This window comes from Spartinivicinus ruber (genome assembly GCF_011009015.1).
Lineage (GTDB): Bacteria > Pseudomonadota > Gammaproteobacteria > Pseudomonadales > Zooshikellaceae > Spartinivicinus > Spartinivicinus ruber.
Window position 1 is genome coordinate 3,018,500 of sequence record NZ_CP048878.1, and the last position, 24,522, is coordinate 3,043,021.

The 24,522-nt window shown below is 41.9% G+C and carries 24 protein-coding genes; 15 read left to right on the top strand and 9 right to left on the bottom strand.

Going from position 1 to position 24,522, the window contains the following annotated elements; translation table 11 throughout:
- The first annotated feature begins 162 nt into the window (after positions 1–162).
- Together G4Y78_RS14150 and G4Y78_RS14155 are read left to right on the top strand one after the other, a co-directional pair.
- A complete protein-coding gene (locus tag G4Y78_RS14150) occupies positions 163–345 on the top strand; it encodes a hypothetical protein (RefSeq protein ID WP_163833635.1) in 183 nt (60 codons plus the stop codon).
- A 47-nt stretch (positions 346–392) separates the two neighbouring features.
- Positions 393–731, top strand: coding sequence for a hypothetical protein (locus G4Y78_RS14155; RefSeq protein WP_163833636.1), 339 nt, complete (start codon positions 393–395; stop codon positions 729–731).
- A gap of 299 nt (positions 732–1,030) precedes the next feature.
- Here the strand turns inward: G4Y78_RS14155 and G4Y78_RS14160 are convergent, their stop codons facing one another.
- From G4Y78_RS14160 to G4Y78_RS14175, 4 genes are all read right to left on the bottom strand, one after another.
- Entirely contained in the window at positions 1,031–1,288 is a 258-nt protein-coding gene (locus tag G4Y78_RS14160; protein ID WP_163833637.1) for a helix-turn-helix domain-containing protein, read from the bottom strand.
- A 470-nt stretch (positions 1,289–1,758) separates the two neighbouring features.
- Complete coding sequence (locus G4Y78_RS14165) at positions 1,759–3,102, bottom strand: ATP-binding protein (protein ID WP_163833638.1); 1,344 nt, start codon at positions 3,100–3,102, stop codon at positions 1,759–1,761.
- Entirely contained in the window at positions 3,099–3,764 is a 666-nt protein-coding gene (locus G4Y78_RS14170; protein ID WP_163833639.1) for a response regulator transcription factor, read from the bottom strand. Before G4Y78_RS14170 ends, G4Y78_RS14165 begins: the two co-directional genes overlap by 4 nt.
- A gap of 3 nt (positions 3,765–3,767) precedes the next feature.
- Positions 3,768–4,070 (bottom strand): PepSY domain-containing protein, encoded by a 303-nt coding sequence (locus tag G4Y78_RS14175; protein ID WP_163833640.1) that lies wholly within the window; start codon positions 4,068–4,070, stop codon positions 3,768–3,770.
- 389 nt (positions 4,071–4,459) lie between these two features.
- On the opposite strand from G4Y78_RS14175, the gene G4Y78_RS14180 reads away from it, so the two are divergent.
- The gene (locus G4Y78_RS14180) at positions 4,460–5,053 is read left to right on the top strand and encodes a YceI family protein (protein ID WP_163833641.1); all 594 of its coding nucleotides are present in this window, start codon (positions 4,460–4,462) and stop codon (positions 5,051–5,053) included.
- A gap of 173 nt (positions 5,054–5,226) precedes the next feature.
- Positions 5,227–6,150 carry an EamA family transporter gene (locus tag G4Y78_RS14185; RefSeq protein WP_163833642.1) on the top strand — a complete coding sequence of 308 codons (924 nt, stop codon included), beginning with the start codon at positions 5,227–5,229 and terminating at the stop codon, positions 6,148–6,150.
- A 56-nt stretch (positions 6,151–6,206) separates the two neighbouring features.
- On the opposite strand, the gene G4Y78_RS14190 is transcribed toward G4Y78_RS14185, so the two are convergent.
- Positions 6,207–8,183, bottom strand: coding sequence for a transglycosylase SLT domain-containing protein (locus G4Y78_RS14190; RefSeq protein ID WP_163833643.1), 1,977 nt, complete (start codon positions 8,181–8,183; stop codon positions 6,207–6,209).
- Positions 8,184–8,567: 384 nt separating this feature from the next.
- On the opposite strand from G4Y78_RS14190, the gene uup reads away from it, so the two are divergent.
- Positions 8,568–10,496: an ATP-binding cassette ATPase Uup gene (uup, locus tag G4Y78_RS14195; RefSeq protein ID WP_163833644.1), complete on the top strand. Its 1,929-nt coding sequence runs from the start codon at positions 8,568–8,570 to the stop codon at positions 10,494–10,496.
- Between the two features lie 6 nt (positions 10,497–10,502).
- Here uup and G4Y78_RS14200 read toward each other — a convergent pair whose 3' ends face one another.
- Entirely contained in the window at positions 10,503–10,940 is a 438-nt protein-coding gene (locus G4Y78_RS14200; RefSeq protein ID WP_163833645.1) for a universal stress protein, read from the bottom strand.
- 131 nt (positions 10,941–11,071) lie between these two features.
- Here G4Y78_RS14200 and G4Y78_RS14205 point away from each other — a divergent pair, with 131 nt between their 5' ends.
- From G4Y78_RS14205 to G4Y78_RS14235, 7 genes are all read left to right on the top strand, one after another.
- A complete protein-coding gene (locus G4Y78_RS14205; protein ID WP_163833646.1) occupies positions 11,072–11,554 on the top strand; it encodes a hypothetical protein in 483 nt (160 codons plus the stop codon).
- Positions 11,555–12,021: 467 nt separating this feature from the next.
- The gene (gene fadB / locus G4Y78_RS14210) at positions 12,022–14,172 is read left to right on the top strand and encodes a fatty acid oxidation complex subunit alpha FadB (protein WP_163833647.1); all 2,151 of its coding nucleotides are present in this window, start codon (positions 12,022–12,024) and stop codon (positions 14,170–14,172) included.
- Between the two features lie 108 nt (positions 14,173–14,280).
- Positions 14,281–15,456: an acetyl-CoA C-acyltransferase FadA gene (gene fadA / locus G4Y78_RS14215; protein WP_163833648.1), complete on the top strand. Its 1,176-nt coding sequence runs from the start codon at positions 14,281–14,283 to the stop codon at positions 15,454–15,456.
- Positions 15,457–15,616: 160 nt separating this feature from the next.
- On the top strand, positions 15,617–15,838 hold the full coding sequence (locus tag G4Y78_RS14220) for a DUF1653 domain-containing protein (RefSeq protein ID WP_163833649.1): 222 nt from the start codon (positions 15,617–15,619) through the stop codon (positions 15,836–15,838).
- Between the two features lie 165 nt (positions 15,839–16,003).
- Positions 16,004–18,679 carry a type I DNA topoisomerase gene (gene topA, locus G4Y78_RS14225; RefSeq protein WP_163833650.1) on the top strand — a complete coding sequence of 892 codons (2,676 nt, stop codon included), beginning with the start codon at positions 16,004–16,006 and terminating at the stop codon, positions 18,677–18,679.
- 2 nt (positions 18,680–18,681) lie between these two features.
- Positions 18,682–19,203, top strand: a complete 522-nt coding sequence (locus G4Y78_RS14230) for a DUF6586 family protein (RefSeq protein ID WP_163833651.1) — start codon at positions 18,682–18,684, stop codon at positions 19,201–19,203.
- Between the two features lie 76 nt (positions 19,204–19,279).
- Positions 19,280–19,756, top strand: a complete 477-nt coding sequence (locus tag G4Y78_RS14235; RefSeq protein ID WP_163833652.1) for a thioredoxin family protein — start codon at positions 19,280–19,282, stop codon at positions 19,754–19,756.
- A 64-nt stretch (positions 19,757–19,820) separates the two neighbouring features.
- On the opposite strand, the gene G4Y78_RS14240 is transcribed toward G4Y78_RS14235, so the two are convergent.
- A complete protein-coding gene (locus G4Y78_RS14240) occupies positions 19,821–20,447 on the bottom strand; it encodes an SMI1/KNR4 family protein (RefSeq protein WP_163833653.1) in 627 nt (208 codons plus the stop codon).
- A gap of 220 nt (positions 20,448–20,667) precedes the next feature.
- On the bottom strand, positions 20,668–20,874 hold the full coding sequence (locus G4Y78_RS14245) for a hypothetical protein (RefSeq protein WP_163833654.1): 207 nt from the start codon (positions 20,872–20,874) through the stop codon (positions 20,668–20,670).
- Between the two features lie 314 nt (positions 20,875–21,188).
- Between G4Y78_RS14245 and G4Y78_RS14250 the strand changes: the two genes are divergently transcribed.
- On the top strand, positions 21,189–22,607 hold the full coding sequence (locus G4Y78_RS14250; protein ID WP_163833655.1) for a mannose-1-phosphate guanylyltransferase/mannose-6-phosphate isomerase: 1,419 nt from the start codon (positions 21,189–21,191) through the stop codon (positions 22,605–22,607).
- 56 nt (positions 22,608–22,663) lie between these two features.
- Positions 22,664–23,494 carry a UTP--glucose-1-phosphate uridylyltransferase GalU gene (galU, locus tag G4Y78_RS14255; protein ID WP_163833656.1) on the top strand — a complete coding sequence of 277 codons (831 nt, stop codon included), beginning with the start codon at positions 22,664–22,666 and terminating at the stop codon, positions 23,492–23,494.
- A 5-nt stretch (positions 23,495–23,499) separates the two neighbouring features.
- Here the strand turns inward: galU and G4Y78_RS14260 are convergent, their stop codons facing one another.
- On the bottom strand, positions 23,500–23,637 hold the full coding sequence (locus tag G4Y78_RS14260) for a hypothetical protein (protein WP_163833657.1): 138 nt from the start codon (positions 23,635–23,637) through the stop codon (positions 23,500–23,502).
- A 202-nt stretch (positions 23,638–23,839) separates the two neighbouring features.
- Here G4Y78_RS14260 and G4Y78_RS14265 point away from each other — a divergent pair, with 202 nt between their 5' ends.
- Positions 23,840–24,073, top strand: coding sequence for a hypothetical protein (locus G4Y78_RS14265; protein WP_163833658.1), 234 nt, complete (start codon positions 23,840–23,842; stop codon positions 24,071–24,073).
- The last annotated feature ends 449 nt before the right edge of the window (positions 24,074–24,522 follow it).

The following is a 24,522-nucleotide window of genomic DNA, read 5'->3' on the forward strand; positions in this document are numbered from 1 at the left end:
CAAGTTATGTTGTTAATCTATTTGATTTTTATACAACAGTAAGCACTTTTATGCCACCTCCAATCGTAACTAATTGGTAGCCATAGTTCCTGTCAATTGGTTGATGACTTCTATTTAATCAAGTAGCAGTGTTTAAAACCATAAAATAGAGGAGAGCAATGTATGGCTAATGATTTTTTGTGGGATTTTTCTGGTGATTTTGATCTTTTTATTGAATCTGAGCAGGAAGTTGACCGGCTATTAACAGACTTTGATGAGCTAATGGATTGTAATGGCTTGGATGAGTTAATGGACTTTGAAGAAAATAATGGTAATGAAGCGTATTTTGAAGAGGATATACCTTAATAAATAAAAATAGGTATAGCTAACCAACATTGTATGGAGAAATAATAATGAAACTATCAGAACTGCTCCAACTACTTGCTGTTAGTGTCACCTTGATAACGCTTATTCTGACAACTATCAGGCTAAGTATTAGTCGGCAGTTTCAACAGTTAAAACAGCAGGCTGATACTAATTTGAGTAATGTCAGTAAAAAGTTGGATAATCTTGATGAGGATTTTAAGCAGGTATTTCATCGACAAGATCAACATTTGCATGAAGTTGAAAAGAGCTTTTTGGGGTATCAAAAGCAAGTAGCAGAAACCTATTTACGTAAAGATGAGAGTTTTTCTAAAATTCAGTTATTAGAAGAAAAACTGGATAAGTTAATTCAAGACAGGGCAGGATAATGTTATAATAAACATAATTTATGAAAATAGTGTATGATTAATATTTGGGGTTTGATAGACAGCTAGATTGTTTGAAAGCATAGGCACTGATGGTCTATTAGCTGTTTATAGGTAGCTAAATAGCTCGAATGGTTGAATGTTATGGATGACAGTTATAAGCGCAAGGATTTGCGCTTATATAAATATTATTATTTAAAATAAGTTGATAGATTTATTTTATTATGACTTGTTGTTATTTTGTTGATTTTAAGTAAGTTTTTATTTACTTCTGCTTTGCAAGCAGTTCCCCTTTATACATGTTACTTGATGTTTGTGATTTGATGATTGGCTTCCGGTTCATGTCCTTCCATAATAAACATGAACTTGAACTCTAATGCCATTGAAAGGTCATACAGGGTTTTTAGTGATGGCTTATTGATTCCTCTTTCTATTCGGCTAACATATTCTGGGCTGATATTAGCGGCTTCTGCGAGTGCTTCTTGGGTCATGCCGCGTTGTTTTCTTATTTTTTTTATATTTGCTGCCATTCCTTTGCAGTATGTTTCGAACGCTTCCATTGCTTTTCCTCCTGAAGTTAAAAAATAACTGGAGTTTTCCTTAGCTGTAAGGAAGTGTGACTACGATTTTACAAAAAGCATACAACAATAAAAGTTAAACGCGATGAAATAATACTGTTATAAGCTATAGCTGTTTTGTTGTTTGTATATGATCACTATTGCGCGTTATGTTTTTCTATTCTGTTTATATTGATTGGCGGGTGATACAGTGAGTTATTATCAATGATTAAGGAAGGTCGAAATGTTAAACAAAAATTTCAATAAATGTTTTTGGATGAACCATAATCTATAGACAACGTGAATGGTTTTTAGGTGGCTAGCTTATTACTGTGAAGCTAGCGATAGCCGCACTAATTAAATTAAAACTTCTATAGTTGGGCCGCCAATCCATGATATCCCATGAGCTTATGTATTTATAAATGATTGAGGTAATATGCGTAATACAGTTAAAGTGAAGGTATTTATACCCTTCACTTTAACTGTATTGAAGTAGTCGGCAATTGAATTATAATTTCAAAACCGCCCAATGAGCCTTTTCCGATGAACTCAATATTGCCTTGATAATGTTGAATAATATTAGCAACTATATTTAATCCTAAACCATGTCCATCCACCTGTTCGTCCAAGCGTTTTCCCCGCTGGGTTAATTGTTTCTGATGTGCTTGGGCAACTCCTGGGCCATCATCAGCAATAGTAAGCTGTTGGTGGGTGGAGGTCTGCGAATAGCTTAACTCTACTTGCTGGTTAGCCCACTTACAGGCATTATCCAGTAGATTACCCATCAGTTCTAATGCATCTTCGCGATTCATCGCAATGCGTTCAGGCCATAGGTGGGGTTGCCAATTAATGGCCACGGATTTGGTTTGATAGATTGTATGTAGGGTTTGAATAAGGTCAACTAAGTCTTTATGAGGCTCAAACTGGGCGCCAGGTAAAATATCACCTGCGAGTCGAGCAGAGGTTAACTTTTGTTCGCTGTATTGACGAATACTAGTTAATTGCCGTAATAGTTTTTTACTAATTTCTGGTTGTTCCCGTAATTCACTAATAATCGTGTGTTGCATCAGCGCTATAGGCGTTTTAAGAGCATGACTTAAATCCCCCACTGCATTACGGCTGCGTTTTAATAATTTGGCAGTGTTTTCTAATAGTTGATTCAATGCGGCAACTAATGGCTGTATTTCTTTTGGCATTTTTTTAGTAGTAATAACTTTTAACTCGCCTGTTTGGAGTGCATGTAAGGATTTTTTTAATTTGGTAAGGGGCTTTAAACCACGGTGTAACAACCATTGTTGGATGATTAGTAATAATAATAAAGCAAAGAACAGCCCCCATAATAGCCCGCCAGTCATGGTACGGAAACTGGCATATAAGCCACCAACATCTTCGGCAATAGTCACTGTGACAGGGATATCACCAATGCGAAATCCTTGGCTTAATATCATTAATTGTTGCTGGTCTGGGCCCGGTAGCTCGTCGATTAGCTTTTCACCCACTGCAAGTGTAGGAGAGGTGAGTTCATAATCCCATAATGAGCGGGAACGAAATTTTTGTTTGGTAGTTTGAATAATATAGTAATGCCCAGAAAATATTCGGCTATGTAATTGGCTGATCCCTTGTTTGTCTAACACTAGTTGTTGGTTATTGGTACTCAGTAGCGAGAGTATTGTTTTTGCATCATCATCTAGCTTATTGCTGAAAAAGGACTTAAAGCTTTCTCCCATGGCTGCATAAGTAATAACGCCGATAATAAAGCTTAAAAAGCAAATGGAGCTGGCAAGACCCAGCCCCAAGGTACGACTGATTGACTTCATGCAGCATATCCATGAAAAATATAGCCTTGCCCACGACGCGTTTCGATTGCTTTTTTACCTAACTTTCTCCGTAAGTGAGCGATATAGACTTCGAGTACATTGCTGTCTTTATCTGTATCGTATTCATACAGCTGGTCGGTAAGCCGCTGTTTACTTAAAACTTTGCCTGGATTGAGCATAAAATAACGCAATAATCGAAATTCCATGGCAGTAAGCTTGTATTGCTTGCCTTGAAAATTCAGTTGTTGTTTTTCTTCATCTAAACTGATATCGCCTAACTGCAAAGCTGCATTATTATGTCCGTGATAACGACAAATAACCGCTCGCAAACGGGCAATCAGTTCTTCATGATAAAAAGGTTTGCTGACATAGTCATCTGCTCCAGCTTGGAGGCCTTCTACCCGCTCGTACCATTCTCCACGTGCAGTGAGGATGATGACAGGTACTGTATTTTGTTGGCTACGCCATTCTCGCAAAATGGTTAAACCATTAATATCCGGCAAGCCCAAATCTAACACTATCGCTGCATAGTTTTCTTCCTGGCCTTGGTGCAGTGCATCAACACCATTGTCACAGGTATCGACCGCAAAGCCCGCTTGGCGTAGTTCTTGGGCTGTTGTTTCCAGTAACTCAAGGTTGTCATCTACAACGAGTAGTCGCATTGTTTAGTCATCTCTTTCTGCTTCAAGGATGGCACCAGTTTGTGCGTTGACTTCAATTTCCCATACTTGGCCTTGGGGGGTGAGTATTTTAAGCTCGTATTCATAGCGACTACCTTCTTTTTCTAGCTCAGCATTCAGTAACTCCCCGGGGTAGCGCCGTCGTACCCGTTGCAGTAATTGATTCATTGGTAAGATCACCCCCTGCTGCTGGAGCCTCAACGCCTGTGAAGGCGAAATATCCTGACCTGCCACGCCTGATGCTGTGATCCAGCAGAGCAGAAAGACTAAAAGTAATCGCAGTTTCATTATGTTTCCTTGTCAGCTTTGAAGGCCTGGTAAATGATAGCAACTTTACCTGAAATCAAGCTGAATAGGGAGAAGCCGAAGTGTGTCTTAATAGGTGGGAATGGGCAGAAGAGCCCCTTAACCAGATTCAACCCTGATTAAGGGGATAACGGGAGCGCTTTTGTTTAACTCATAAATATGACTTTAGGCATAAAATGTTGGTTTGTTTTCGTTCCCTCCTGTTGTATACACGGTTTCGTATTACTGTTGAAGGGCAAACTATAGAATGCTTACCTTAAATCAAGCTTAATTGATAAGAGATTCTAATCGCTACCATTAGCCTTTTTTATTTAACTAAAATATTTCCACCCCTTAGGCTATCCCTACAATTAACTGTTTAGGGGTGTTTTATGACAAAACAACTGTTATTAGGTGCATTGCTGACGGCTGCTGTTTCACAGGTGCAAGCGGCTTGGCTAGTACAGAGTGAGAATTCTAAGGTTAATTTTATCACGGAGAAAATTTTCACTAATGACAAGTCGGTAAAAGAAACACAATTAATCAGTGGAGTAGCAGGAGAGGTAGATAACCAAAAGCAGGCTGAAATAAAAATCGATTTAGCCACGATTGATACCAAAATACCCGTTCGGAATGACCGCATTAAAAAGTGGGTACTTGATATCACTAATTATCGATATGCGACAGTAAAAGCTGATTTATCAGCTATTAATGAGCAAAAAATAGCAGTTGGGGATTCTAAGCAAATGGCTGTTGATGGTAGTTTAACCATTCGTGAGGCAACGTTGCCCATCCAACTATTTGTTAAAGTGACCAAAAACTCGGCTACTCACTATTCGGTTGTGTCTTATAAAGACACTTCAATCAATATCAATCAGTATGGTGGTGAAGACGGTATCCAAAAGATGACCCAGGTAATGGGGCTCAAGTCGATAAACCCCGTTGTATCAGTGAAGTGGGAGTTAACGTTAGTCGAAAAAAATTAAGTAAACACCTTACTTTTGATGAGAAGTTAAAAATGAGACTAGCTGTCTCCTTTTGTTTTATCTGTCACCTCAGATGTCTTTTTTCTTCATTTCTGCCTTTTTTCAGCAAATTTAATATCTGGTTACCTTGTATAATGGCAGCTATTTCATAAAGCTTATTTGAGCAGCTAGTTATGCGTATTAAAGATGTAGTGTTGGGCCTGATTATCATCTTAGTTTGGGGGTTTAATTTTGTTGTAATTGTTTGGGGATTAGAAGAGATGCCTCCTTTGTTAATGGGAGGGCTTCGTTTTCTGCTAATTGCAACGGTTGGCTCCTGGTTTATAAGCAGACCTCAAATACCGATTAAATGGTTGTTTGCTTATGCTTTGACGCTTGGCTTTGGCCAGTTTGCTTTCCTGTTTTCGGCGATGGCTGTGGGGATGCCGGCAGGGCTTGCCTCGTTGGTACTGCAGTCGCAGGCATTATTTACGCTTCTATTGGCTAGTTTATTGATTGCTGAAGCGATTCAACGCTATCAGTTAATTGCTATTTTAATTGCTGGCGGTGGTTTAGCATTAATCGGCTGGTCTGACAATGGTGAGGCTATGACGGCTGTTGGTTTTGGTTTGACACTGGCTGCTGCTGCTTGTTGGGCAATGGGCAATATTGTCAATCGCGCAATCTCTCAGCAAGGTTATAAAGCAGGCGTTGGTTTAGTTGTGTGGTCAGCCTGGATACCTCCAGTGCCGTTTTTTACTCTCTCATATTTTGTCGAAGGCCCAGTGGCTATTGCTGATAGCTTGCAACAGTTCTCTTGGCTGTCTGTGGGTTCGCTGCTGTATTTGGCATTTGGCGCCAGTATTTTAGGGTATAGCTTATGGAGTTATTTAATCAGTCGCTATCCTGCAGGCCAAATAGCGCCGTTAACGTTAGGGGTACCAGCAGTGGGTTTGACTTCTGCTGCATTATTATTGAATGAAACTATTTCCATGGTGCAATGGGCGGGGATTCTCTTAGTGGTAGTTGGTTTAATCCTCAATATGCGTGGTGCTCAATGGCTAGCTGTATTTCGTAAATGGAAGTTTGCTGAGCATTCTGGCAAGCTTGAATCATAAAATTAAGAAAAAAAGGAGGCAATCGCCTCCTTTTTACGTTTCAGTCAATATCGTTGCTATGATTTATTCCAAGCATATAAGTAATTTTTTTCCTTGGGTGTGACGACAGTGGTCTTACTTTTACCCAATTTATTGCTGTATATCACCTGGTATGCCAGCACATTTTGTACATATTTACGTGTTTCATTAAAGGGAATTGATTCAATCCAAATATCGTAGGGCAAGTTGTTACTGCGTTTTAGCCATTGTTTTACCCTATGTGGACCAGCATTATAGGCTGCGGTGGCTAAGATACGGTTACCATTAAAGGTTTTCATTAGCTCCACTAAATAGGCTGTTCCTAGCTGAATATTTTTCTTAGGGTTGAATAGCTCTTTAGTGCCACGGTAGCGAAAACCATTTTTACGAGCAACATGTCTGGCAGTCGCAGGCATTAACTGCATTAAGCCCATGGCTCCAGCATGAGACCGTGCATTGTACATAAATGCACTTTCCTGACGAGCAATGGCATAAACCCAACTACTGGGTAGCTGATTTTTTTTGCTGAGGGAGAGAATAGGACTTTTAAATGCTAATGGAAAACGTAGTTGTAAATCATCCCAATACTTTGCTCGAGCAGCATTAAAAATCGACTGGTCATACAGTTTCCAGCTGTAAGCGATTTCTGCTGCTGCCATTAACTCTTCGTTAGAAAGGTATTTGGATAGGTGATACCACTCTCGTCTGGCTGATGTATAGTGGTTTAGTTGGTAAAATTCAGCGGCGCGCTTAATACCGTTGAGTGACTTTACTTTCTTTTTGGCTTGGGAGCTGATTGGAAATGGCTGATGATTGAGCTGATAGGGAACTTTTACCCGGTCAGCGGCTAAAAAGGCATAAAAATCACGCTCTTTAGCGAGTTCTGCATATTGGTTGATCACATGCTGCTTAGCACGACTGGATTTAGCCAAGACCTCTTGAGCACGAATATACCAGTAGCGCCAACGAGGTTCTTGTTGCTGTTCAGTAGATAGCAGTTTGTAGGCACGTTTTACAGAAGGCCAATCCTGGCTTTTAAGTGCAATGCGCAAACGCCATTCTACTAACTCTTGATCTGGTTGCTTGGAAGCTACTTGATCAACCCACTGATACTCTTCTGCAGCAAAGTTCTTGAGCAAGTAAAGGGAGATGTATTGATTAACTGAACGGCTTTGTGAAGCTGAAAAGCGATGGGTGCGACTGTATTGTTTCCAAAGATTCAGTGCTTCTTGTGGGTTACGCCGGGCCATTTGCATCAAGCCTACTTTAATTATATCACGCATAAACGGAGTATTGTGTTTATAGCGGCTTGATTTAAAAAGCTTTTGTGGATTGCGATAGGTGCTATATAGCAATTTCCCCAGGGGTTTGTAGGTTTTATTTAAAAAACGATTGAGGTATTTACCAAGGCCAGGATTACGTGCTTCATAAGCCAATTCCATCCGTTGCCAAACTAACCCTTGGGTTAGCTGTCCAGCTTTGCGCCATCGGTCAAATAAAGGGTCACAGGCTTTTGGCTGTGACTTACCTGATAACCAAAGCTGCTTAGCACCTTGATATGCCTGGTGGGTTTGGCCAGTTGCTAGTTGGGCGCGATGGTACCAACACTGTAAGTCAGCTGTGGTATTTTTAGGGGTGTAGTTAGCCTTAAAGGTTTGCCATTGACCGTTTTTTGCCAAATAACGTAACCACTTTTGTTGCAGTTGCTTTGTAACGGGTAAATCACCGTAAGCGTTGATGAATGCGTTGATTTCTTTCGAAGGCGAAACCGATAGCTTTCGTTGTAATTCGTAATATTCCAGGTAAGGATAAAGGGGATAATGGGTCAGTTTATTTTGATACTGGTTGAACTGCTTCCAGTTATGTTTGTTAAGTGCTTTGAGTGCTTTTTTATACAGCAGTCGCTCCTGCTCATAGTGATTAGGCACGTTGGCTGAAGCGCTGGGCCACCAGCTAGCACCTAGCAAACCAATGCATAGGGTCAGTGCTTTAGGGGCGATTGTTTGCATTTTCATTTAACCAATTACTCATTATTGTCTGAACTTCTGGGTCAATGCGTTGTTGTTTCTATGTAAGTGATAATAGTTATTGATAATTGTTGTTACTGAACAGTTCCAAACATTATTGTTAATTATCAATGAAGCATATGTTGTTTCCCACTTAATACTTACTAAATATAGAACACTACACTGGCAGTTAAATTACAATTACGCGTTTCACAAATAATGATAGTTTGTTGTGTGACTGTTGGCTTTTATTTAGTCAAAGTCTCCTGGGTCACTTTAGTCAAATGATATATTCAGGGAAGAGGTTATTTCCTAATAGTGACGTTAGGTTTTCACTGGGGACTTAACGCTTTATGATAACCCGTTAATTTTATCAGTTAGTTTTGGTTGGTTATGCCATTAATTCGATTATCAGAAATTTCCCTTGCCTATGGGGCTATGCCCTTATTAGAGAATGCGAACTTGCAACTGGATCCAGGTGAGCGGGTGTGTGTGATTGGCCGCAATGGTGCTGGGAAATCCAGCTTATTAAAAGTGGTTGCAGGAGAAACACCCCCCGATAGTGGGGAGGTATGGTATCAGCCTGGGGTGAAAATTGGTTTTGTTGCCCAAGCCTTACCGGATGCTGATCAACTCACTGTATTTGAGGTAGTAGCTGCTGGTTTAGCGGAAGTGGGCGAGTTGCTGAAAGAATATCATCAACTATCCGTGCAAACAGGTGAGGCACTAGACTTAAAGCGTCTAGAGCAGGTACAAGAAGCGATTGAGGCCAAACAAGGCTGGCAGTTACACCAGCGAGTAGAGCAGGTAATCAAGCGACTTGAGTTACCTGCTGATAAAGTCATGGCTGAACTGTCAGGGGGGTGGCGACGCCGAGTGATACTGGGGCAAGCGCTGGTGAGTGAGCCAGACATTTTATTATTGGATGAGCCCACTAACCATTTGGATATTCTCACCATTGAATGGCTAGAGCAGCAACTTAAGCAGTTTCGTGGCGCAGTATTATTTATCACTCACGACCGTTCTTTTTTACAAAGTCTGGCTACCCGTATAGTTGAGCTGGACCGTGGCCAGTTAACCTACTGGCAGGGCGACTACCAAAGCTTTCTTGAGCATAAGGCTCATTTGTTGGAAGTTGAAGCCAGACAACAAGCCGAGTTTGATAAAAAGCTGGCCCAGGAAGAAGCCTGGATTCGACAGGGAATTAAGGCCCGGCGGACGCGCAATGAAGGTCGGGTTCGAGCGTTAAAAGCACTGCGAGAAGAACGGGCACAGCGCCGGAATGTTCAAGGTAAAGCGAAAATCCAAGTGGATAGTGGGGAGGCTTCTGGCAAGCTGGTGTTGGAGGCAAAAGGCATTTCTCACAGCTATACCGAACAGCCATTGATCAAAGACTTTTCCATTCGGCTGCTTCGAGGAGATAAAGTTGGTCTGATTGGCCCTAATGGTGTGGGTAAAAGTACCCTGTTAAAACTGTTATTAGAGCAGGACACTCCTCAGCAAGGGGCAATTAAGGTAGGTACCAAATTGGAGGTAGCCTATTTCGATCAGCTGCGTGATCAATTGGATTTGGAAAAGTCAGTTATCGACAACATTGCTGATGGCAGGGAAACCATCGAAATCAATGGCCAGCAAAAACATGTGATGGGTTATTTAGCGGACTTTTTATTTTCTCCGGAGCGCTGTCGAACACCCGTTAAAGCGTTATCAGGTGGTGAACGAAATCGACTGCTGTTAGCCAGATTATTCAGCAAACCTGCTAACGTGCTGGTACTTGACGAGCCAACAAACGACTTGGATGTGGAAACCCTTGAGTTACTGGAAGAGCTACTGATTAATTTTACTGGCACTTTGCTGCTGGTCAGCCATGATCGGACCTTTATTGATAATGTCGTGACTAGTACCCTGGTCTTTGAAGGAAAAGGTCAAGTTATTGAATATGTGGGGGGGTATCAAGATTGGTTGCGGCAAGGGGGTAACTTTAGTGCGCTGGTTGAAGCAGCGACAGGTACCAATCAGTCACCTCAAAAAAGCAATCAAGCCAACAGCTCATCTTCGCTTAAGCCTGAGCCGGTTAAGTTAGCCTCAGGCAAGAAAAAACTCAGTTATAAATTACAGCGTGAACTTGATCATTTGCCTGGCGAGATTGATGCCTTAGAGGCTGAACAAGCAGCGTTAACCCGCCAGACCAGTCAATCTGATTTTTATCAACAGCCACATGAGCAAGTTCAGCCTGTGCTCAATCGATTGGCTGAACTTGAACAGCTGTTGGAGGAAAAACTGGACCGCTGGGCTGAATTGGAGGCTATGCAAGAGGACTAACGTTCACTACTTGCTGCCTACTCGAACTGCCAGTACATCGCATTTTGCTCCATGCAAAATGCTAGTTGAGGTGGAGCCGAGAATGAGCGCTAATCCATGACGACCATGACTACCTACAACGATGAGATCAACATCTTTTTCTTCAGCAAGGCGGTGGATCTCTTTTTCCGGGCGGCCGTAAACCACTAGCTGGTCTTGATCTTTAAGATCAATTCTGTCAGCAAGTTCAGAAATACGATGCTGGGCTTGTTCGGTGATTTCTTGTTGTAAGGTAGTCAAGTCCAGTGGAATATCGCTGCCATAGGCAACACTCAATGGCTCAATGACATGTACCATGGTTAAACGGGCTTGGTTAAAGGCGGCGATGTCTTTCGCTCTGGTCAAGACAGTATTGGCATCTTCGGTGAGGTCAACGGCTACCAAAATATGCTGATATTGATTCATAATGGTTACCCTGTCTCCAATTGTCGCTGCTCCCGGCGAGCTCTGGGTCAACCTGTACTCAGGCCTATCTGTTTCCCTGTTGGGTAAATAGTAATAGGCCCTCTAAACCTTAACCCTAACTAAGGATAATAATGACCACTCTCATTATTGTTATAGTTCTAATTGCTACACTAGGCTCAATTTTCTGGGTTTTACCTTCTCCTCATGAGCGAAAGCGAATGCGATTCCGTCAGGCGGCAATTAGCCAGGGGATGTCTGTGCAATTTGTTAAATCAGAAATTCCCCTGGTTTTGACAGATAAAGTGGCCAGCCAAGACTACTGTATTGGTTATCGGTTAACCTTTCATGACAGCAAACCACTCCCTTCGATACGTTTTTTTCGCAGTGTGAAGGAGCCAGTCTGCTGGCAGCAGGACAGTCGCGGTAGCCAGCATATTGTTGAGGAAGAGGTCTTATTAACCTTGTTAAATACTTTTCCCCAAGATGTAAGAGCGGTGATGGTAGGCGGTCCCTGTATTACTGCAATTTGGCAAGAACGGGGAGAGGAATCAGATGTCGCTGATATTAAACGACAGTTAGTGCTACTGGCTGATCAGTTGATGGTCGTCAGGTAAGGCTTTGTAGGGAGTAAGTAACAGCAAGGAACATACCTTAACCCCAAAAACCAATACTTTACACTTATTCAAGTATCAGACTCCACATGTGTTATTGACAAAAGCAAAAAAATTCCCCATGTTTGTACCTGGAATCAAACAAACGTATGAATAAATTGTATCGCTAATGATTATAAAGTGGCTGGATTATTCCGAAAAGTCATTATATAGAAAGTGAATAGTCTGGAATAGCCCCTTAAATAGTAGATAAAAGCTTATCTGATCAAAAAACAACATTTGTTGTCTGTTTCTTAGGGAAGAAATAACAGGTCTACAATAAGTGTGTTGCAAGACAGGTGAGGTTTGTATGGCTTAATAACTTTCTTACATAGCCTGCAAGCAAGGGTAATTGATTTAGTTCACTGTAATGTATTGTAACCAATAATCAGAGTCATTAGCGAAACAAATAAAAACGTGGAGATCATTTGATGATTTACGAAGGTCAGGCCATAACGGTTAAACCGCTTGAAGACGGTATCGCTGAACTGCAGTTTAATTTGCAAGGCGAGTCTGTAAACAAGTTCAATCGGGCCACTTTAGAAGAACTACGTGAGGCTGTTGACAATATTCGGGGGAATGATCAAATCAAAGGCCTGATTGTTACCAGCGGCAAGGATGTTTTTATTGTCGGTGCCGATATAGGAGAATTTCTGGCTAATTTTAAAATGCCTGAAGAAGAGTTAATTGCTGCTAACTTGAAAATTAACCAGATATTTAGTGACTTTGAAGATTTACCTATGCCCACTGTTGTGGCCATTAATGGTATTGCTTTGGGTGGCGGCTTTGAAATGTGTTTGGCTGCAGACTTTCGAGTAATGGCGGATTCTGCCAAGGTTGGTTTGCCAGAAGTAAAATTGGGCATTTATCCTGGCTTTGGTGGCACTGTGAGATTGCCGCGATTGATTGGTGCCGATAATGCCATCGAGTGGATTTGTGCAGGTAAGGAACATAAGGCAGAAGCGGCATTAAAAGCTAAAGCCGTTGATGTCGTAGTGTCGCAGGAACAATTAAAAGACACCGCTATTACCTTGGCTAAGCGTGCGGCAGTCGGTGAGCTTGACTATCAGGCACGACGTCAGCCAAAGCTGGAAAAACTGAAGCTGAATAATATTGAAAGCATGATGGTGTTTGAAACAGCTAAAGGGTATGTCGCTAGCCAAGCTGGTCCTCATTATCCAGCGCCAGTAGAAGCGATAAAAACCATCCAAAAAGCAGCCACTAAAGGTCGGGAGGAGGCATTAAAAATAGAAGCAAAAGGCTTTGTGAAAATGGCGAAAACGCCAGTGGCGGAGAATTTAATTGGGTTGTTTCTCAAAGACCAGCTGTTGAAGAAAAAGGCCAAACATTATGAAGAACTCGCCTTGCCAGCTAACAAGGCTGCGGTTTTAGGTGCAGGTATTATGGGCGGTGGTATTGCTTATCAATCAGCCTATAAAAAAGTGCCGATTTTAATGAAGGATATCAATCAGGAAGGGATTGATCTTGGATTAAACGAAGCTGCCAAGCTGTTGGTAAAACGGGTTGATCGAAAGCGAATGGAACCTGCCACCATGGCAGAAGTACTCAATCGAATAGTTCCAACACTGTCGTATGGTGATTTTAATACGGTTGATGTTGTGGTTGAGGCGGTGGTTGAAAATATTGATGTTAAAAAGAAAGTGCTGGCTGAGGTGGAAGGACAGATTAAGCCAGAAGCTGTACTTACGACTAATACTTCTACAATATCCATTAATAAACTGGCAGAGGCGGTAAAAAGGCCTGAGAAATTCTGTGGGATGCACTTTTTTAATCCTGTACATATGATGCCTTTGGTAGAGGTGATTAAAGGCAAGCAGACCAGCGAAGAAACCGTTGCTACGGTGGTGGCCTATTCCAAAGCAATTGGCAAAACGCCTATTGTTGTTAATGATTGCCCAGGATTTTTAGTTAACCGGATTTTATTCCCTTACTTTGGCGCGTTCTCTCTGTTGCTGAGAGATGGTGCTGATTTTGCCCAAGTGGATAAAGTAATGGAGCGCTTCGGCTGGCCGATGGGTCCTGCCTACTTAATGGATGTGGTTGGTCTAGACACAGGGCTGCATGCAGAAGGCGTAATGGCTGAAGGTTTCCCTGATCGGATGAAACGAGACTTTAAAACAGCGCTGGATGTGCTTTATGAAGCTAAGCGCTATGGACAGAAGACTAATGCTGGATTTTATCAATATAAGCAAGACAAAAAGGGTAAGCCGAAAAAAGTCTTGGATGAAACAGTATACGACATGATTAAACCGGTTTGCCAAGCCAGTCAATCATTTAGTGACGAAGATATTATTGCCCGGATGATGATCCCTATGTGCTTGGAAACCGTTCGTTGTTTAGAAGATGGTATTGTGGAAAGCCCAGCAGAAGCAGATATGGGGCTGGTTTATGGTATTGGTTTTCCCCCATTCCGGGGTGGGGCCTTGAAATATATTGATGATATGGGGGTGGCAGAATTTGTAGCACTGACCGAAAAATTTGCTGAGCTGGGGCCATTGTATAAGCCCACTGTCAAGCTAATTGAAATGGCTAAATCTGGTGCACGATTCTTAACCGAGTAACACGTTTTAATTAACTATTACTTTTTAACTGTCACCCATGAGTGCACCGCTAGATAGATTGACTTTTACAGATAGCGATGCACTCGATATTGATGAGAACCCATTATTATGAGTTTAAATCCTAGAGATGTAGTAATTATTGATTATGCCCGGACCCCTATGGGTCGCTCTAAAAATGGTATGTATCGCCATGTGCGAGCTGAGACCTTATCTGCCAATTTAATTACTGGATTATTAGCCCGTAACCCAGGTGTTGACCCAGCTGAAGTCGAGGATGTGATCTGGGGTTGTGTTAACCAAACTTTGGAGCAGGGCTGGAATATTGCCCGGATGGCATCGCTGATGACGCCAATTCCACATACATCCAGTGCTCAAACAGTCAGCCGGTTATGTGGTTCATCTATGTCAGCACTGCATACGGCGGCTCAAGCTATTATGACTAATAATGGTGATGTATTCGTTGTGGGTGGAGTTGAACATATGGGCCATGTGGGGATGATGCATGGAGTTGATCCTAACCCACAGTTGAGTCTGTATGCGGCAAAAGCCTCTGGCATGATGGGGCTAACCGCTGAAATGCTAGGTAAACTACACGGCATTGGTCGTAAACAACAGGACGAGTTTGGTGCTCGCTCTCATCAGCTGGCCCATCAGGCAACAGTTGAAGGCCGTTTTAAAGACGAAATTATGCCGATGGAAGGGCATGATGAAAATGGTAATGTGAAAATCTTTAGTGAAGATGAAACCATTCGTCCTGATACGACGGCTGAAAAGCTGGCTGAATTAAGGCCTGTTTTTGATCCCAAAAATGGTACAGTGACAGCAGGTACTTCTTCCCAGATCACTGATGGTGCCTCTTGTATGATTGTCATGTCGGCGGAGCGGGCTCAAGCTCTTGGGCTCAAGCCAATGGCGAAAATTCGTGCCATGGCCATTGCTGGAGTTGATCCTGCCATTATGGGCTATGGTCCAGTACCTGCTACCAAAAAAGCTTTGAAAAAAGCTGGCCTCACCATTGATGATATTGATCAACTGGAACTGAATGAGGCTTTTGCTGCTCAAGCACTGCCTGTGTTAAAAGATTTAAAAATACTGGACAAAATGCATGATAAAGTTAATCTCAATGGAGGTGCTATTGCATTGGGCCACCCATTTGGTTGTTCCGGTGCCCGAATCTCTGGTACATTGTTAAATGTAATGAAACAGAAAGGTGGCACATTGGGTATAGCAACAATGTGTATCGGGCTGGGGCAAGGTATTACGACGATTTTTGAGCGTGTGTAACAGCGATGATGATTGTTAACAAACGATAAGTGTTGACTAATATATTGCTGTTAATGCACAAAGTAGCTGTTAGCAGTTTTGATTATGGTTAACAGCAATGCCTTGTTCTGCAAAGCCGGAGTGATACTCCGGCTTTTTTAATGGAGTTGAGTTAGGTACTGTGAAAACAGAGGTAAAAGCCGGTCGTTACCGCCATTTTAAAGGCCAATGTTATCAAGTGATTGGTGTGGTCACTCATAGTGAAACAGAAGAAAAGTTGGTTTTATATAAGGCGTTGTATGGTAAACAAGGCTTATGGGTGAGGCCATTGACGCTGTTTTTTTCTTCAGTTGTGGTTGATGGTGAGCAAATTCCCCGGTTTGAATATTTAGGCGGTGAATAAGAATGCTGCTATGTTGAAATTATTGTTACTAGTAACACACTGCAATTGTCTTTCAGTCTAATTTACTTGCAGAAAGACAGAATACGTCTTATAAAGGCGCAAATTTTTGTAATTGAATTATCTTTTATGGATAAGTTTTGTACGTTTTGGATATAACAGGTCACCATGGGTAAATCACTAGTTATTGTTGAGTCACCAGCAAAAGCCAAAACGATTAACAAGTATTTGGGTAGTGACTTTGTTGTTAAGTCATCTGTTGGGCATATTCGGGACCTCCCTACCAGTGGGAGCAAGAAGCCAGTTGATGCAAAAGCACGGGCCAAGGCCGCAGCTGAAACGCGTAAGTTGTCACCTGATGAGAAGGCTGCATATAAAAAGCGCAAAGCCCGCGAGCAACTGGTTACGCGCATGGGGGTTGACCCAGAAAATAACTGGCAAGCCAGTTACGAGATACTACCTGGTAAGGAAAAAGTTGTTGAAGAGTTGAAACGACTTGCTAAAACGGCTGACAACATTTACCTAGCAACGGATCTTGACCGAGAGGGGGAAGCCATCGCCTGGCACCTGCGGGAAGCGATTGGTGGGGATAACGAGCGCTATCGACGGGTAGTCTTTAACGAAATCACCAAAAATGCTATTAAAGAAGCATTTGACAACCCTGGTCAGCTTAACATGAGCAGGGTTCAAGCCCAGCAAGCCCGTCGTTTTTTGGATAGGGTTGTGGGTTATATGGTTTCACCCTTGCTGTGGAGCAAAATAGCTAGAGGTTTGTCAGCAGGACGAGTGCAATCGGTGGCTGTACGACTGATTGTTGAGCGTGAAAACGAGATTCGCCAGTTTGTTCCTGAAGAGTTTTGGGAAGTGCATGCGGATTTGAATACCCCTCGGAAAGAGTCAGTCCGTTTTCAAGTTACCAAGCAGGCAGGGAAAAGCTTCCGCCCCACTAATAAAACTCAAGCTGATCAAGCACTGGCGACATTACAGCAAGCCACTTATCAGGTTGCTAGTGTTGATACTAAACCCTCCAGTACTAAACCCAATGCACCGTTTATAACCTCTACTTTACAACAGGCAGCCAGTACCCGGTTGGGCTTTAGTGTTAAGAAAACCATGATGATGGCTCAGCGGCTTTATGAAGCAGGTTATATCACTTATATGCGTACGGATAGTACCAATTTGAGTGCTGATGCTGTGACAGCTTGTCGGGATTATATTGCTGATAACTATGGTAAGAGGTATTTACCTGAGCAGGCCAACTCCTATAGCAGTAAAGAAGGAGCGCAAGAAGCCCATGAGGCAATCAGGCCGTCTGATGTTAACGCTAAACCTGGCTCAGTTAAAGGGATGGAGCGTGATGCCGAGCGATTATATGAGCTGATCTGGCGTCAATTTGTTGCCTGTCAGATGCCGCCTGCAGAGTACCTTAGCACCAGTGTAGTAGTAGCTGCTGCTGAGTTTGAGCTAAGAACCCGTGGCCGGGTATTAAAGTTCGATGGTTTTACTAAGGTACTTCCCCCAGTCAGTAAAAAGGGTGAGGAAGCCACTTTACCGGTGATTAATGCTAAGGAAATACTGGATCTATTAAAGCTGGATCCGAAACAGCACTACACCAAACCACCTGCTAGATTCTCTGAGGCTGCACTGGTTAAAGAGCTGGAAAAGCGGGGGATTGGCAGGCCTTCTACCTATGCATCGATTATTTCGACCATTCAAGACCGGGGCTATGTCAAGCTGGAAGGGCGTCGGTTTTATGCAGAAAAAATGGGCGATATTGTCACTGAACGGCTAGTGGAAAGTTTCCATAATTTAATGGACTACAGTTTTACTGCCAATATGGAAGGAGACTTGGATCATATTGCTGAGGGCAAGCTGGAGTGGCACCAGTTGTTAGATAACTTTTATGCTGACTTCACTAAAAAGCTTGCTCTGGCTGAATCTGATGCCAGTACCGGTGGTATGCGGGCTAATGAGCCGACCATGACTGATATCGACTGCCCAACCTGTGAGCGCAAAATGCAAATTCGCACAGCGAGTACCGGTGTGTTTTTAGGCTGCTCTGGCTATGCACTGCCCCCCAAAGAACGCTGTAAAACCACTATCAATCTGGTACCGGGTGATGAAGCTATTCACGCTGATGATGAAGAAGGGGAAGTGAAAGCATTACGGGCCAAGCACCGTTGTCAAAAGTGCGGTACCGCAATGGACTCTTACCTAATTGATGAAAAGCGCAAGCTGCACATTTGTGGCAATAACCCGGATTGTGCTGGTTATGAGATAGAGTTTGGCCAATTTAAATTGAAAGGCTATGAAGGGCCAGTTCTAGAGTGCGACAAGTGTAGTGCAGAAATGCAACTCAAAACTGGTCGGTTCGGTAAATATTTTGACTGTACTAATGACAGTTGTAGTAACACCCGCAAATTACTGAAAAGTGGCGAGCCTGCACCACCCAAAATGGATCCAGTGCCAATGCCTGAACTGCGTTGTTTAAAAGTAGATGATACCTATATCTTACGGGATGGTGCGTCTGGGCTCTTTCTAGCAGCAAGCCAGTTTCCTAAAAATCGGGAAACCCGGGCCCCCCTTGTGAGTGAGTTAATTCCTCATCGTGATGAAATTGACCCTAAATACCATTATCTGTTGGAAGCACCTCAGCAAGACCCTGATGGTAACCCAACCATTGTACGGTTTAGTCGTAAAACCAAAGAACAGTACGTGATGACAGAAGTGGATGGTAAGGCCACGGGCTGGCGGGCTTTCTTTAAAGATGGGCGTTGGGAGGAGCAAGCGGCTAAGGCTAAAAGTAAGTCCAAGACAAAAACCAAAGCACAGGCTGCCAGTTAAGCGTGATAAAAGCTGCGGATAAAAAGCTAACCCCAGAAAAAGACACCTTGCAAGTATTGGTGAAACAGAAGCTGTATTTTGCCGCTGCTTTATTGCGGCAATATCAGCAGCTACAAGACCCATTGCCGGGTGATCAGGAAGGCTTGCTACAGTCTGTGGCCTGGCATTTGGTCACGACTGTGGATGCCTTTAGCCATGAGCTAGCGGCAGAGTATCAGTTGTCTCTGCCTGTGCAGTATTGGTCGTTTGCTGAGCTAACTAATGAGCAGTTGCAAGCTGCCCCAGGGTTGCTTAGGCTGCAACAGTTATTACAGCAACAGGGTAGCTGGTTAACTTGGCTGAATAGCTACTATTGTCGTATTGTGGCTTTTCAGCCGGTTGACTTGAGCCAACCAAGCCAACTCTCTGAAGCACAGACATTTATCTCAACCAGTCAAACCTCCCCTTTTCAAAACTTATCTGAATCTTATCAAGCATTAACCGATTTTATTCAACATTGGCGTGGCCAATTAGTTGAGTACTAACGTTTCACTTATATGTTTCTACTACTGTCGTATGGTTTGTAGTAGTATCACTTTGACTGGAATGGAGGCCAAACCTATGATCCGCGTATTAACTTTTTTCGTATTGTTATGTTTCAGCACGGTAAACTCACTGATGGCGAAAGAGCTACCTTATAATCCGGCAGCCAATGCTAAGCAACAAATAGCTCAGGCACTGTCGGTTGCTAAACAACAAGACAAATTGTTACTCATTGCGTTTGGGGCTAATTGGTGTCCTGATTGTGTGGCTTTAGATAAAGCTGTTAATAAAGGCCAGTTGGCAGAGCTTATTAAAACTCATTTTATTACGTTAAAAATTGATATTGGTCGTTGGGATAATAATATGGATATTGTGCAGCAATATGGCAATCCTGTTAAAAAGGGGATTCCTTCTATTGTGGTAGTCTCGACTGATAATAAAGTGTTATTTGCAACAAAGGGTGGGCAGCTGGCATCAGCACGTAATATGGGGGATGAGAATTTTTACAGTTTTTTCAATTCATTGAGTAAATTGAAAACTCAGGCAATCCCATAATTGACTGTCATTGTTTAGCATAGGATTAAATCAAGGGTAAAAGGATATTGCATTTAATATCCTTTTACATTGTATGGTCATCATAAACAACCAGCATGTGGTTGTCTTCTTCGACATAAAAACGTCCTTTACTCAACCCATCGGCATATTGTTTGAGGTAATGGGTGAGAGAAGAAGCTAATAGCTCTCGTTGAGCAATTTCGTAACAATGCTCAAAGACCTGGCCTCTAACTCCTTGGCTGGTAGGATTAAGATCAATAAAGATGATATTGAAGCCAGGATCACCGCCAATGGGAATCCATAATGGGTCATAACTCACAGGCTTTACTTCAGGGCAATGACTCTGATAAACCGCTGCCATTTTTTGGAAGTCTTTGCTGTAGTTAAGTGCAACATCATGTTCTAAATGATGCTGGCGTTGTTTGAGTATTTCTGGGATGGAAAATAAATCGCCATGGAAAGGTAAGATGCCGCAAGTACAAAGATGATGGAAGAAATTATCTGTTTTTTCACCACTGATTGCTAATAAAAATGCTCGAAGATCATTGGGTAGATTGGCATCTAGCTCAGCTTCAAGCTGTTCAACTTGTTGTTGTGAGGCACCGGTATTTAGTGCATCTAAAAAGGCGGGCTGGTTTACTTTAAACCACCTAAGGATTTGTTGCCAATAACGTAAAATTAGGTCCGCCATAATCTGCTACTATTGCCTTTGTTAATCCTAATTATTACGTTTTAGTTAGCAATTAGCTAGTTGTAGGGCTATTCATTAGTTTTTTATGGTTCACAATTTTATTGCAAACTTATAAATAACAAGTTGGAAAAATCAGAGCTTGTTTTTAAAATTTTTTAAAAATCAATTAATTATTGAAAGTTGCAGAAATTTGGGTGGTAGTCTGGATTATTGGCTTATTTTATTGAATCACTTCGCGTGCGTGTTTCATCCGGCTTACCATAATCAGTTGTGACTTTAGGCTTCTCATTCGATCATTAAGACGAAATGCCAATGCGCGTTGGGCAGACTTAAAGTTTGGGAAAACATCAAGTTCATCAATCGGGTCAGTGGTTAAGACAATATCGTAGCTTTCTTCACTATCACAGGTGATTTTATAGTGATACATAACTGAACTCTGAACTGGCTGAAGGGCTAAGCAGGAGTGAGTGATTTTTATCAGGTTAGGTTTAAATATAGGTGAGCAATGAGTCGATGCAAGTTAAATTCAATTGTAATAGGTGAGGCGGGATGTACTTGCTATTTGCTGGTAGGGATATTCTACACTATAGAAAGTCTTAACTAGTAATACCATTTTTAGGTGATGAATTAATTAAAGCTATTTTGTCATAACGTTATCAGTTCATTATTGCTATAGATTATCAATGTTTATAATCAAAGGACCTGTACATAATTATCATTACATTGATTTAAGGATATTTCATGATTATTCCGGTGATTCTCTCTGGGGGAACAGGCTCTCGACTCTGGCCATTATCCCGTGAGCTTTACCCTAAACAGTTGCTCAATCTGGTTAACCCAAATACCAGCTTGTTACAAGAAACAGTAGAGCGCTTGGTTGGATTTAAAGAAGTAGGGGCGCCGATAGTGGTGTGTAATGAAGAGCATCGCTTTATGGTGGCTGAACAACTCAGGCAAATTGCACAACCGGCAGAAAGTATTGTGCTGGAACCCGTCGGGAGAAATACAGCCCCAGCTATTGCTGTGGCGGCACTGAAAGCAATGCAATTAAGCAGTGAGGCTGTTTTATTAGTCTTACCTGCCGATCATGCGATTCAAAAAATAGAAGCTTTCTATAAAGCAATTCTCTATGGTCAACAACATGCGCAACAGGATAGGCTGGTTACTTTTGGAATTGTTCCCGACCACCCTGAAACGGGTTATGGTTATATCAAAGCAAGTGAGTCGCTTGGGTTTTCTGGCCATAGTATTGACTGCTTTGTAGAGAAGCCTGATCAGGCAACGGCAGCTGGTTATGTGGCAGAGGGCAGCTATTTTTGGAATAGTGGTATGTTTATGTTTAAAGCGGCAACTTACTTGGAAGAGCTTAAGGCTTATGCCGTGGATATTTATAATGCAGCGAAGCAGGCATTTGAGGGAGCTGAGGCTGATTTGGACTTTTTACGCTTGGATAAGGCCAGCTTTACAGCTTGTCCTGAAGACTCTATTGATTATGCGGTGATGGAAAAAACCAGTAAGGGGGTAGTGATTCCTGCAGATATCGGCTGGAGTGATGTGGGCTCCTGGCGAGCACTGGCTGAGTTGCATGCATCTGATGCGCATGGTAATAGCCAGTTAGGGGATGTCGTATTAAGAGATACTCAAAACTGTTATTTACGCAGTGAAAAACGGCTATTGGCTGCGGTTGGTGTAAAAGATCTGGTGGTGGTTGAAACCGATGATGCTGTGTTGGTTGCCCACAAAGATAAAGTGCAGGATGTGAAGAAAATCGTTGAGGAGCTAAAAAGCCAGCATCGCTCTGAATATTTACTTCATAAAAAAGTGTATCGCCCTTGGGGAAGTTATGAAGGTATTGATGAGGCGGAACGTTTTCAGGTTAAGCGGATTACTGTCAAACCCGGTGCGAGCTTATCGTTACAGATGCATCATCACAGGGCAGAGCACTGGGTAGTAGTAAAGGGTACTGCACAGGTGACTTGTGGTGACAAGGAATACTTGATAGCTGAAAATGAGTCAACTTATATACCTCTGGGTGAACAACACCGTCTAGAAAACCCTGGAAAAATTCCTCTGGAATTAATTGAGGTGCAATCTGGTAGCTATTTGGGAGAAGATGATATAGTTAGGTTTGATGATGTATATGGGCGAACCCGTAAATAGGTTTCTAGGTTTCGCTTTACTGAACCAATAATAGCCGACTAGTAAGCAATAATCGAATGATCAAAAAGTGTCTTTTTCCTGCGGCGGGTTATGGAACCCGCTTTTTACCTGCAACCAAGTCAATGCCAAAAGAAATGATGCCAGTGGTAAATAAGCCACTGATTGAGTATGGGGTAGAGGAGGCTTTGGAAGCTGGCTTAAATGAGATAAGTATTGTAACTGGCCGAGGAAAGCGAGCACTTGCAGATCATTTCGATACTAATTATGAGCTTGAACATCAAATCAAAGGCACTGATAAAGAGCCGATGTTAAACGATATTCGTCGTTTAATTGATGAATGTAGCTTTTCCTATACCCGACAACGGGAAATGAAAGGGTTAGGACATGCTATTCTCACTGGGCAGACGTTAATTGGTGATGAGCCCTTTGCAGTCGTACTGGCGGATGACTTATGTATTAACTCAGGTGATGGTGTATTGTCTCAAATGGTACGATTATTCAAGCAATTTCGCTGTAGTATTGTTGCCATTCAGGAAGTGCCAGCTGACGAAACCGGAAAATATGGCATTATTGCGGGGGATATGATTCGAGAAGATTTATATAGAATTACAGATATGGTGGAAAAGCCTACACCTGAAAATGCGCCTTCCAACTTAGCCATTATTGGTCGTTATATATTAACACCTGATATTTTTGACATTATTCGTAATACCCCTCCTGGTAAAAATGGTGAAGTACAAATTACTGATGCGTTATTACAACAAGCCAAAGATGGCTGTGTGTTAGCCTACCGGTTTAAGGGTAAACGTTTTGATTGCGGTAGTGTTGATGGTTATATCGCCGCTACCAACTATTGCTATGATCAGTTTTATCGGAAAACCAGTTAACAACTCTATTCCATACAACAACAGTTTCTGTTTACTTTTAGTGCTGGCTGTTTGCTGTGCTTTTTACTAGCCTGAAAGTAAGCAGTAACGGTTTGTTGTGTTGTTTCTTTGGTATTGATAGTGACGGTTTTCTTACTTGTCATCAAGTTTTCTGTGAGTGATAAGTTACTTTCTTTGAGCGTATAGCAGGATAATTGATGAAGACTAGTTTAGCAATTAGGTGTTGTATAGTTTGTCAACAAGATGAGCTTCATGAATAGATTATTCTGATAATGGCTTTGTCAAGTGCGTGTGAGGTGTTAGAATCAAGCGCTTGTCCCTAACGATAATGGTGAGAGTCTGTAGATGCCTTCTTATTTAGAGATAGTTGAACTGCCAGATGGTAATATTGCACTACAGCGTTCTGATGCTGATGAAAAGCCATTAGTGACAATATCATTTTCTGAAGAGGCGAAAGCCTATTTACAGGATAATTATATTGAAGTGGCCAAAGCAATGTTGAGTGCCGGTATCCATATGGTGGGTATTATGGCAGAGACAACAACAGAAGAAGATGAAAGCAACCGGGTTGTACATTAGACCTGGTTGTTACTATTGCCATAATAATTTTTACTCTTTAATTTCGCCTTTTTTATTTTTCCTATTAATGACTCTAAATTGAGTCATTTTTTCTGAGTAACACCGTCTTATCTTCCTCTAAATTATATAAATAATGCTAGTTTACCTGTTGAGAATAATTCAAAGATATAAGAATACTTATTAGAAATTATTAATTTAGTATTATTTTAAATTTGGGTGTCCTTTTGTGATGCTTACATTATATCTAAATAAGCAAACTGTAATTAAATGGAATATCACTTAATTAGGTGGATGAGTTGTGATATAATTCACAACAATTTGCAAATAACAGAGTGTTTGTTGTGTTGAATAACCGGCATAATTGGCTTAACACTCAATTAAAAAAAGAGTGGTGTTAGAAACACTGATAGCCTTTAAGGGTTTATAGAAAAAGTATTTACTAATCCAAA